Below are 9964 nucleotides of genomic sequence, written 5' to 3' on the forward strand. Positions count from 1 at the left end.
GCCGTTGAAATCGATTCAATCAAAGTGACTTGAAAAAGAACACTTTGGTCCAATCCTGCACGTGATCCGTTACAAGGCATCTGAACTTGCCCATGTGATCGATGAAATCAACAGCACAGGCTTTGGCTTAACCTTAGGTATCCACAGCCGTAACGAAGGTCATGCCCTCGAAGTCGCTGACAAGGTTAACGTAGGTAACGTGTACATCAACCGTAACCAAATCGGCGCTGTGGTTGGCGTACAGCCTTTCGGCGGTCAAGGTCTGTCTGGCACAGGTCCAAAAGCCGGTGGTCCACACTACTTAACTCGCTTCGTGACTGAAAAAACTCGCACTAACAACATCACCGCCATCGGTGGTAACGCGACCCTACTGTCACTGGGTGATAGCGACGCCTAAGTCCTAACGACTTATTGATAAACGAAAGCCAGACTCTGTCTGGCTTTTTTATTGGCTAATGAATGCGTATACCTAAATGCAATGAGAGAAATGAGCACTAGAATCCTTCCTCCCTCTGAACTTACGTGGTCTTGGTGTTAGCCGTTAATCCTAGAAGAGTGGCGCCCCGTCTTTGCTTACATACATGTATCGATAAACTTCTCAAATCAATGATTAAGCACCGTCATTTCAGTGACACGCAGCAAGTACGTCCTTGTATGCTCGACCGTGACATCCATGTCACGGACGGTCACTTCCATGTCGATGCTTAATCCTGCTAACCACTGCGTATTCTGTTAGCTTGAACATGCCTCGATTTTGTCTTTTCATTGCAAAATTTAACAATGGGTGTCTCAGTAAATTCATAGCATGATCCCCAATAAAGCGATCCCAGAGCGTCCTTATTTGGGGGTTAGCGAAACCGATGAGGCCGAGATTATTGCTACCATTGGCGACTATTTAATGGGGTAGAAATTTCAAGAATATTATCCGTGAACTTTATCCCATGAATCTGCATAGCTCACTAGGCAAAAAGCTGATAAGTTACCCAAAATACCGTTAGTAATTGTTTAAATAGAACTGTTCTAATGAGTGGTTTACTCAGTATCACTAAACTTTTATAGGTAACTTATGGATTATGTCGCCCCAAGTTTCGGGAAAAAATCGTTTCATTGTCCAATATGCAATACATTCTCGCACATGCAATGGATTCCACTAAGTAGCTATGGCAATGCCACTGACACGCTGCATTCCAAATGTTCATGTTGCGATAAAACCTCTGTATGGATTGCGACTAAATATATAAATGGCTCGACAATTGTAAATGCAACTATGGTGTATCCATCTACATCGTTAGCACCTAATCCAGATAAGGATATGCCTGACGACGTAAAAGTAGACTACCAAGAAGCAGCTAGTATTTTTTCTCGCTCACCTAGAGCCGCTGCAGCATTATTACGTTTAGGATTACAAAAACTCTGTAAGCACCTAGGAGAGGCTGGAGAAAACATCAATGCTGATATTCGTAGTTTAGCGGCTAAAAATGTATTGCCGCCGCTTGTCGTCAAAGTAGCCGATACCGTTAGAATTGTAGGAAACAATGCCGTACATCCTGGTGAAATGAGCGAAGAAGACTTTGATCATGTAGCCTCAAAGCTCTTTGACCTACTAAATTTCATCGTTAAAAAAGGGATTTCAGAACCAAAAGAATTAGAAGCGCTTTATGAACGAATTCCTGAAGGCCCAAGAAAAATTGCAGAAGAAAAAGACTCAAAAGCCAAAACTTAGAAAATATGTATAAGTTCTGTAAGCTGTAAGAAAAAAGACAGGACAGGCACAGATCTTTAGGGATTAATAGCTCGCACAGTTGCGTCAGGAGTTCACCTTCCCCTGCGAAGTTGCTGAAGGGCGTTGAAGAAAATCGCGTGAGCGAGGCATGGATGCCTCGCTAGCTTTCGGGGTACAGGATGTACCATCGGAAGCGTTAGTGATTTTTGAATAAGCACGAAGCCACTAACCAATGCATGTAACTTCGCTAGGGGCGTCTTGGAGAATCCAAGGGCGAAGGCCAAAGGCCGTTTTGAGCGCGAGATAGGGATATCGAGCTGGCAGCTTAACATGGACGTTTTTGATAGGACGAGCAGTCCTCCTTGGTCGGGTGTGGGGTGAAGCCCCACGACTTTGATTCACCTCGGCCGCAAGGCCGCAATCTAAAGATGGGGCACAACGGTCAGGGTCAAGCATCTAAAGCAATAGCATTAAGGGCACTTAATGCCCAAGCGCCCCGCTCCGAGGTATAACCCCCAACGTATTTTTCTCACTCACTTACCTGACAACAATTTCCTCAAAATTGAGCCTCACTGAGCAAGAGGTTTCAAAGCCAATGTGAGCGGCTTCAAATTGTGAATAGGCAAGATTTGAAAGCGATATGAGGGGATTGCGCCTAAGAGATAAAAACCTTCATAATCGCCATTCAATCAACCGACTTTTTACTTTCTCAAAGTCACTTTCTCAAGGCAACTATGACATTCTCGCTATTAGATATTTCTGCATTAACGTGGTTTATCGTTTCTTGGGCTGGCTATACCGCCTTTGCCCGACGTAAGGCGAAGGATACCGACTGTATTGCCCGTGGCCTGCATAAGCACAGAATCTACTGGATGCTCGAGCTGATGACTCGAGGCGTGCGGGTTGGCGATGCGGCGTTATTAGCGAACCTTGAGCGTAATATTGCCTTTTTTGCTTCGACCACGCTGTTCGTGCTCGCGGGGGTATTAACCTTATTTGCCCAGGTTGAACGCCTCGAAGCCGTGATTGCTACGATTCCCTATGCTACGCCGCCGAACCACTCCTTAGTCCAAGTGAAATTGGCGCTATTAGTGGTGATCTTCGTAATGGCGTTTTTCCAATTTACCTGGTCGATGCGCCAATACGGCTTTGTGAACGTGATGATAGGCGCAGGCCCAATGGATAGCGAAGGCGCCAACGACAACCTCAAAGCCTACGCGCGACAAATGGCAACGGTGCAAGACCAAGCCGCCCATTCCTATAACTATGGCCTGCGGGCTTACTACTTTTCGATGGCTGTGCTCTGCTGGTTTGTGCACCCGATACTGTTTATTTTGGCTAGCCTGTTTGTGGTGGTCACCCTGTATCGCCGCGAATTTAAATCCCGCGCCGTAATAGCCATTACCGCCGCCAAGGCACATTTAGGCAGCGAATATCAGGTGCGAGAAACCCAGCGCCAATCCAAGTAGTCCCCAGCCAACCTAAGACTGTGCCAGCCAAAGCGCAGTCTTATTCTTGTTCTATACTCATTGGGTTAATCACTAATCAATAATGGGAGTGAACCATGAGTGATAATCTGTTAACTGTAGATGAAGTGTGCAAGTTGCTGGATAAGAGTCCGGCAACGATCAAACGCTATGCGCGGGAAAACCTGCTCAGCAGTGTGAAAGACGGTGAAGAATTGCGATTCCCCGAAGAAGAGGTCAAACGTTACTTAGCCTTTTCGCAGCGCTTAGGAAGATAAGCCGCCGCGCCTTTTATCGATTCATCCCCAAATGGACTTGGGATGCCTCGCTTATCCTTGTATAGCCATCTGTAACTGTCTGTAAGATAAAAACTCCCGCTGTGATTCCTCTAGCCCAAGCTCTGCGGCTAAGGCGAGGAGCTGCGCCTCATAGATTGGCAGCTTAGCTTCATCATTAGTCATAATAGCAAGCTCGGCAAAGTCACCTAAGCCTTCGAGCCAATCAAGCGTTAAATGAAATTCCCCAAGAAAATACACGCTGCGACGTTTTTTAATCTCAAGCACACATTGATAGCCTAAAGTCCGCAGCATACTTTTGGCCTTGTTGGCATTCGTGATATTAACCGCCTCACAGCGGTCTTTCTCGGGCCCTTTCACTATCCACAGCATGATGCCAGAGGGCTGCATCTCGCGAATACACAAGCTTTTATGCTCAGCCGCTAAGGATGCTGTTGGTGAATCAAAATAGCAGTCATGCTCAAGATTATCCTCGAGCATCACCTCGGGGGATTTGGCGCTTAAACGCGCCCAAAAGGCCTCTCGGTCCGTGAGTCGATACTTAAGCTCTACCTCAAACTTACCGTTAAAATGGGCGTTAATTTGCGGAGCGAATTCTTTAGGCGCCATGTCTGCTGGCATAGGGTTATTCATATAAAGGCTTCACTCCTGCTGCGCGTATTTCTCACCCATTCAACATCCAGACTCAAGCTAAGCGACGATAGAGCGCCTGATAGGCGGGGCAAGTTTGAAGTAACTGCTGATGATCGCCCGATGCCACAATTTGCCCCTCGGCGAGGAGGTGAATTTGGTCCATCTTGGCCATCGCCGTTAATCGATGGCTGATCATTAGCAGGGTTTTATCCTTTGCAAATTCAAGCAGTAAACTTAAGATCTCCCGCTCGGTGCGCTTATCTAAGCCTTCGGTTGGCTCATCTAACAGTAACAAAGGCGCATCACGGAGCAATGCCCTTGCCACGCCAATACGGCGCTGCTCACCGCCCGATAACTGCCGGCCGCCCTCACCAATCCACATATCAAGAGGCTTGTCGCCTTTAAGTAATTCGCCTAAACCAACCTGCTGTAATACTTGGATAAAACGCTCGTCATTGGCGGTACGCTTTTGCCCTTCTGGCACAGGCAAGGCAATAGCAAGGTTCTCCCGCAGCGTGCCCGCGTACAGGTAAATTCGCTGGCTCACGACTGTCATCGCCGATCTTAAGGCAGCCTCGCTATAGTCCGTCAGCGGCTGACCATCTAGGCAAATTTGGCCACGCTGCGCCTGCCATTCACGGGTGATTAAGGACAATAAACTGGATTTACCGCAGCCCGTTGCGCCCAATAACGCCACCTTTTGCCCGGGCTCTACCGTTAAGGATAAGCCCTGCAGTACGCTCTGGTTATCGTGATAGCCAAAATGGATATCCGTCATCTGCAGCCCGCCCGATGTTGCCTTGAGCGTTGAATCTTCGCTAAAACGAATATCGCTTTCCTGCTCGGTGATTTCGTGAATTCGTGTCGCCGCCAGCACACAGCCCGACAAATGTTGAAAAGCACCCGCGATTGGCATCATCATTTCGACGCAGGCCATAGTGGCAAATACCATCAAGGCGAACATAGGGCCGGGAGGCACCGCATCGCCCACGCCATTGGCGGCTAAAAATAGCATCATGATGAGTGCCGAGCCCGTCGCGAGGATCAGCATGGCTTGGCTCAAGGCGGTGATATTCGCCATCGCCCCTTGGCTGGCAAATAACGCCTGCTCGGCCTCATCAAGCTTTTGTCTGTATCTGGCGTTCGCACCAAATAAACTCAGCTCAGCTTGGCCCTGCAGCATCTCAAGCAACTGCACCCGATATTGACGTTTGGTCTCCAGCATATTGCGACTTGGCTCATGCCCAAGCCGATAAAACAGCAGTGGTAGCAGCAGCCAAACCACCACTAAAAACAGGCATAAACTTAGGGCCAGCTTGGCATCAAACCATGCGAGGAACAGATATAACAACGCCGTCATAAGCAAGGAAGCCGCCATCGGCGTCAACAATCGTAAATACAGATGGTCGAGTGTATCTATATCCGCCACGAGGCGGTTGAGCATATCCGCACGGCGCAGACCTTGCAGATTTTTAGCGCTGAGTGGGAAGAGTTTTCGCCACGCCCACACTCTGAGTTCAGTCAGTAATTTAAAGGTCGCCTCATGGGTCGCGAGACGCTCACCGTAACGACTGGCCGTTCGCGCGATAGAAAGGAAACGCACGCCACCCGCTGGGGTAAAAAAGTTAAAGGATTGGGAGCCGATAACCGTTAATCCCGCCACTGCCGTCGCCGATAAAAACCAGCCCGACAGCGACAATAAACCAATCCCCGCCATGAGTGTGGTTAAGGTGAGTACAAGCCCAACGGCCATCATTAACCATTGGTGGGAGAACAGTCGGATAAAGGGAAGGAGTATTTTCATTGTGCGGCTCCTTCGGTTGTCCCTAACGCGATATCGCTGTGGTTATCAGGCATTGGCGTTTCCAGCCCAATATCGGCTACTGATTCAGTATTTTCATGCAACATGGTTTGGAATAACCCCGCCTCAGTTGACAGCGTCGCGAAATCCCCCCGCTGGACTATCTCGCCTTTATCTAGCACTAGGATGGACGACATATGGTCCAGCTGATCGACCCTGTGGGTCACCATAATGCCCATCTTGCCCGCCATCGCCGCTTTTAAGGTGCGGCTAACGAGTTGTTCGCTGACACTGTCTAAACTCGCCGTCGGTTCATCGAGAATAAAGACCTGCGCCGCCTGTCCCAATGCCCGCGCAAGCGCAATACGTTGCGCCTGCCCGACCGATAAGGTCGATGACTGCTCACCTATTGGCGTGGCTAAACCAAGGGGTTGGCTGCGGACAAACTCATGGATATTGGCCTGCTCCAGCAATTGCCAAACCTGCTCATCCGTCATTTCGGGATTGGCTAAGGCGACGTTTTCTCGCACTGTGCCATGGAATAACTGCGGCTCCTGCCCAAGCCATGCTAACTGCCGTCGCCAATGGGCAAGGTCTAGGCTTGCGAGTTCAACCCCATCGATTAGCAGCTTGCCTTTATAGGGCAAAAATCCTAATAAGGCATTGAGTAAACTGGTTTTACCGGCGCCGCTTGGTCCTACCAGAGCCAAGTGTTCGCCCTGCTTCAACTCAAAACTGACGGGGCCGAGTAAACGGCTACCATCAGTACTAAAGACTTCTAGATCTTTTACGCTAAGGTGAGTCAGCTTATCGAGTCGCGTCTGCTGCCCAAGCTTGTCCTGCGAAGAACCTAGCCCAGAACCCGACTCTAGCTTAAAACCCGACTCTAGCTTAAAGCCCGATGGCTCAGGATGTTCCAGCAGCGTCATCAATGCTTGGGCCGCGCCAATCGCCTGTGCTTTAGCATGGTAGTGAGTGCCCATATCCCTAAGGGGCTGATAAAACTCAGGCGCCAAAATTAAGATAAACAAGCCGACAAACAGGCTAAAAGGTAAACCTTCATTCGCATTAGGCCCAAGTTGAGCGTGCGCGCCATAGTAGCCAAAATCGAGGTGACCTAAATAACTGAAACCGAAGTAAACCGCTAATACGGCAATCGATACCGCGGCAAAAAACTCTAGCACCGCCGAGCTTAAAAAGGCCATGCGCAGCACAGACATAGTACGGCTACGGAACTCCTCCGAGGCTTTTTCGATAACCTTAAGTTCAGCATCACCCCGATAGAAGAGTTTTAAGGTCGAAAGCCCTTTCAATCTATCCATAAAGTGGCCACTTAATCTGGCTAAGGCATTGAAGTTTTTACGGTTAGCATCGGCCGCGCCCATGCCGACAAGGATCATAAACAGCGGGATAAGTGGCGCGGTTAATAGCAAAATCAGCCCCGCCGCCCAGTTGATGGGAAACACTGCGATGAGGATCAATAAAGGGATCACACCAGCAAGGGTCATTTGCGGTAAATAACGGGCATAAAAATCTTGTAAATCTTCCACTTGCTCTAAGACTATGCTCGCCCAACTGCCTGCGGGTTTGCCTTTAATAAACGCGGGGCCGAGCCGAGTTAACTTATCCATTACCGCACCGCGGATTTGCTGGCGTAAGCGCTTACCCGCTTCAAAACTGGCGCGCTCGCGGCCATAGGCGAGTATTGCTCGCAGCAACATTAAGCCAATCAAGGCCATAAAATGTGGCAGATAATCACTTGCCCCCACAGCAGGCTGGATTGGTGTGCTATTCACTCCATCAGTAAATGCCTGCAAGGCATTGCCAACAATGACGCCATCGAGGAGTGTGGCTATCAGATAAGCCTGCGCTATCAATGCAATAGCACTTAACATTCCACACCATACGGAGAGCTTAACAAACCAGCCACAGGCTTTTTTTTGCGACTTGAGCCAAACGAGAAGGGACTTTTCTAACGACTTATCCATGGTGCTCCAACAAAACCAACACTGCAGTAAATTCTAGAAATCGATCTAACGCTTACCAATCAATGCCAAGGACTTGCAATAAGCGAAAAGCTTCGATAGGGACGCAGTATCGCAGGCATCCCCAACAGATGAAACCTTGGACGTATCTTTTGCTAAAAGATTCACGAAAATGCGATGATGATCAATAAATTCAGATTTAGCTCACACAGATAAATACTTCACGCCTATAAACACTTATATAGAACCACGTATTCGCACTCTCACATATCATCAAACTTAAAAATCTTTGTTGATTACGGATAACCCTATTTAACGAGGATAAAGACTAAAATATTAGCTAACTGGTCATTAGCGAAATTGTTGGATAAGATAGGAATAATTTTCAAGGAGTTAGATAGCAATGACAAACAAACATTCCGGTTTCACGTTAATAGAACTTGTTGTTGTGATTATTATTTTGGGCATTTTGGCTGTAGTGGCTGCCCCCAAATTTGTTAATTTACAGTCTGATGCGTACAAAAGTCAGTTGTCGGGTGCATTGGCATCAATGAAGTCTGCGGTCACCTTATTCAAGGCAAAATCAGAAATCGCCAACACAGGTACGACTAATCGTGTGGTTTTTGATGGTATTCGGGGCGAGAATTACCAACCTTGGGCCGCAAGCAGTACTGGCACAGCACCTAGTGCGGGCTACACAACACCACCTGAAATTTTTAATGCCGCAGGCTTAAGCGTGAATGATTGGTCCTACCGTATTTATACATCCAACGGCACCTATCAAGTCATTGCAACCCCAAAGCAAAAGTTAAATCTGGCGACCCCTACTCAAGCAGAGGTATCTGCAACTAATTGTTATATAGACTATAAATGGGAGACAACAGGTGTTCCGACCTATACTAAGGTTGACACAGGTTGCTAATGACTGAGGCTTGTTGACGTTTTGGGCGCAATCAAAACGTCAATAGTGCGCATGTAACCATATTTAGTGACCCTATTTCCGCGCTAAGGCTGAATACCACCGTATTTGACTAACACATGCCAAAGTAGCTTGAGTTCATGGGCTACTTGAGCACGATTACCTCGATCTCGCCAATGCTGGGGCGAATGGTATAAATCCCGCGCAGCAACCCCAATGGCATAAGCATCGACGCTGTCGTCAATCGCAATACGTTCGGCCAGAGATGGCATAGTGGGTCCACGGAAATCGCTAGGGATCTGTGCCGTATGCAGGCTAAAACCATTATGGTATTGCAGCTCAATATCGTAACGGTCGCACAACTTAGTTAACGTTGCCCCGATTTCAGTTCCTTTAAAACTCGGATCGGCCACTAGCATGGCAATATCTTCATCGAGTGACACGTCACCGTGAATTTGCGCTTCGATATAATGATCAAGATTTGTCGACATCGGGCGTTCAAAGCGGGCAAGCAATGACGAATTAAGCTGATGCGCCAAATAATGGATCACATTTAGAGGCTTAAAGTCCGCTTTACCCAAGGCATAGTGGCGCTCAAAACTCTCGGTCAGCAGTGCCGCTAGCACATCATCAAAACAAGATAATGTCCCCTTTTCCTTAGGATTACGGTAAGAATCAAGGTAAGTAAAGGTCGAACGCGTGAGCAATTGTGAGTGGGTGAGCAGATAACAACTGCCAAAACGCGGGGCGGGGCCATCCTGCCACATGCCTAAATCTAAAGCGCCATACTTAGGGCGGGATTTGGTTCCTTTATACACATCGCCAAATAGCTGATTTTCCGAATGATCCCTTGGTCCTCCAAGCTCAGGCGATAACTGCCCATTGGAAATATGGGTCTCGAACTGACTACGGTATTGCCCATCACGTAGAAGCCCTTCAGCGACTGTTAGACCTCGGCTGTCGATTCTGTCGGGATGGAAATGCAGTGCAACGCGGCCACACTGAAATAATTGCTTGAGTGCTAACTGCATCTCCTGCATGGGAATATTCGACATCTGCTGCACGTTTTTAATCACAGCCACGGCCTGCTCACTTCGCCCACGTGCAAGGCGTTCAATATGCTGTATTGCTGTCATAATCC

9 protein-coding genes and 1 pseudogene are annotated in these 9964 nt (G+C 48.2%); 6 read left to right on the forward strand and 4 right to left on the reverse strand.

Translation table 11 applies throughout. The features are described 5' to 3' along the window. The 5 genes and pseudogenes from SHEWPOL2_RS20495 to SHEWPOL2_RS20510 form a co-directional block, all read left to right on the forward strand. Positions 1-397 (forward strand): annotated as a pseudogene (locus SHEWPOL2_RS20495) (aldehyde dehydrogenase family protein); the annotation flags it as partial. Between the two features lie 408 nt (positions 398-805). Further along, positions 806-907, forward strand: coding sequence for a phage virion morphogenesis protein (locus SHEWPOL2_RS23275; protein WP_239642791.1), 102 nt, complete (start codon positions 806-808; stop codon positions 905-907). A 159-nt stretch (positions 908-1066) separates the two neighbouring features. Beyond that, complete coding sequence (locus tag SHEWPOL2_RS20500; protein ID WP_037431180.1) at positions 1067-1723, forward strand: DUF4145 domain-containing protein; 657 nt, start codon at positions 1067-1069, stop codon at positions 1721-1723. A gap of 734 nt (positions 1724-2457) precedes the next feature. Beyond that, on the forward strand, positions 2458-3192 hold the full coding sequence (locus tag SHEWPOL2_RS20505) for a DUF599 domain-containing protein (protein WP_037431183.1): 735 nt from the start codon (positions 2458-2460) through the stop codon (positions 3190-3192). A gap of 95 nt (positions 3193-3287) precedes the next feature. After that, positions 3288-3467 carry a helix-turn-helix domain-containing protein gene (locus SHEWPOL2_RS20510; RefSeq protein WP_011623867.1) on the forward strand — a complete coding sequence of 60 codons (180 nt, stop codon included), beginning with the start codon at positions 3288-3290 and terminating at the stop codon, positions 3465-3467. Positions 3468-3518: 51 nt separating this feature from the next. On the opposite strand, the gene cyaB is transcribed toward SHEWPOL2_RS20510, so the two are convergent. Genes cyaB through cydD form a run of 3 tightly spaced genes read right to left on the reverse strand, consistent with a single transcriptional unit; the run spans position 3519 to position 7907 of the window. Then, positions 3519-4118 (reverse strand): class IV adenylate cyclase, encoded by a 600-nt coding sequence (gene cyaB, locus SHEWPOL2_RS20515; protein ID WP_037431186.1) that lies wholly within the window; start codon positions 4116-4118, stop codon positions 3519-3521. A gap of 52 nt (positions 4119-4170) precedes the next feature. Further along, positions 4171-5922, reverse strand: a complete 1752-nt coding sequence (gene cydC, locus SHEWPOL2_RS20520; RefSeq protein ID WP_037431189.1) for a cysteine/glutathione ABC transporter ATP-binding protein/permease CydC — start codon at positions 5920-5922, stop codon at positions 4171-4173. Next, positions 5919-7907 (reverse strand): cysteine/glutathione ABC transporter permease/ATP-binding protein CydD, encoded by a 1989-nt coding sequence (cydD, locus tag SHEWPOL2_RS20525; RefSeq protein ID WP_037431191.1) that lies wholly within the window; start codon positions 7905-7907, stop codon positions 5919-5921. The genes cydC and cydD overlap by 4 nt, the downstream gene beginning before the upstream one ends. A gap of 400 nt (positions 7908-8307) precedes the next feature. On the opposite strand from cydD, the gene SHEWPOL2_RS20530 reads away from it, so the two are divergent. Further along, positions 8308-8826 (forward strand): type II secretion system protein, encoded by a 519-nt coding sequence (locus SHEWPOL2_RS20530; protein WP_037421801.1) that lies wholly within the window; start codon positions 8308-8310, stop codon positions 8824-8826. A gap of 83 nt (positions 8827-8909) precedes the next feature. Here SHEWPOL2_RS20530 and SHEWPOL2_RS20535 read toward each other — a convergent pair whose 3' ends face one another. Beyond that, positions 8910-9959 (reverse strand): DUF3626 domain-containing protein, encoded by a 1050-nt coding sequence (locus SHEWPOL2_RS20535; RefSeq protein WP_037431192.1) that lies wholly within the window; start codon positions 9957-9959, stop codon positions 8910-8912. Between the last annotated feature and the right edge of the window lie 5 nt (positions 9960-9964).

It is taken from the genome of Shewanella sp. POL2, from assembly GCF_000282755.1.
Classification (GTDB): Bacteria; Pseudomonadota; Gammaproteobacteria; order Enterobacterales; family Shewanellaceae; genus Shewanella; species Shewanella xiamenensis.

What these genes read in the sequence shown, in the direction of transcription:
- cyaB (WP_037431186.1), bottom strand. Translation starts at nt 4,118, where the DNA reads ATGAATAACCCTATGCCAGCAGACATGGCGCCTAAAGAATTCGCTCCG.
- SHEWPOL2_RS23275 (WP_239642791.1), top strand. Translation starts at nt 806, where the DNA reads ATGATCCCCAATAAAGCGATCCCAGAGCGTCCTTATTTGGGGGTTAGC.
- SHEWPOL2_RS20510 (WP_011623867.1), top strand. Translation starts at nt 3,288, where the DNA reads ATGAGTGATAATCTGTTAACTGTAGATGAAGTGTGCAAGTTGCTGGAT.
- SHEWPOL2_RS20505 (WP_037431183.1), top strand. Translation starts at nt 2,458, where the DNA reads ATGACATTCTCGCTATTAGATATTTCTGCATTAACGTGGTTTATCGTT.
- SHEWPOL2_RS20500 (WP_037431180.1), top strand. Translation starts at nt 1,067, where the DNA reads ATGGATTATGTCGCCCCAAGTTTCGGGAAAAAATCGTTTCATTGTCCA.
- SHEWPOL2_RS20535 (WP_037431192.1), bottom strand. Translation starts at nt 9,959, where the DNA reads ATGACAGCAATACAGCATATTGAACGCCTTGCACGTGGGCGAAGTGAG.
- SHEWPOL2_RS20530 (WP_037421801.1), top strand. Translation starts at nt 8,308, where the DNA reads ATGACAAACAAACATTCCGGTTTCACGTTAATAGAACTTGTTGTTGTG.
- cydD (WP_037431191.1), bottom strand. Translation starts at nt 7,907, where the DNA reads ATGGATAAGTCGTTAGAAAAGTCCCTTCTCGTTTGGCTCAAGTCGCAA.
- cydC (WP_037431189.1), bottom strand. Translation starts at nt 5,922, where the DNA reads ATGAAAATACTCCTTCCCTTTATCCGACTGTTCTCCCACCAATGGTTA.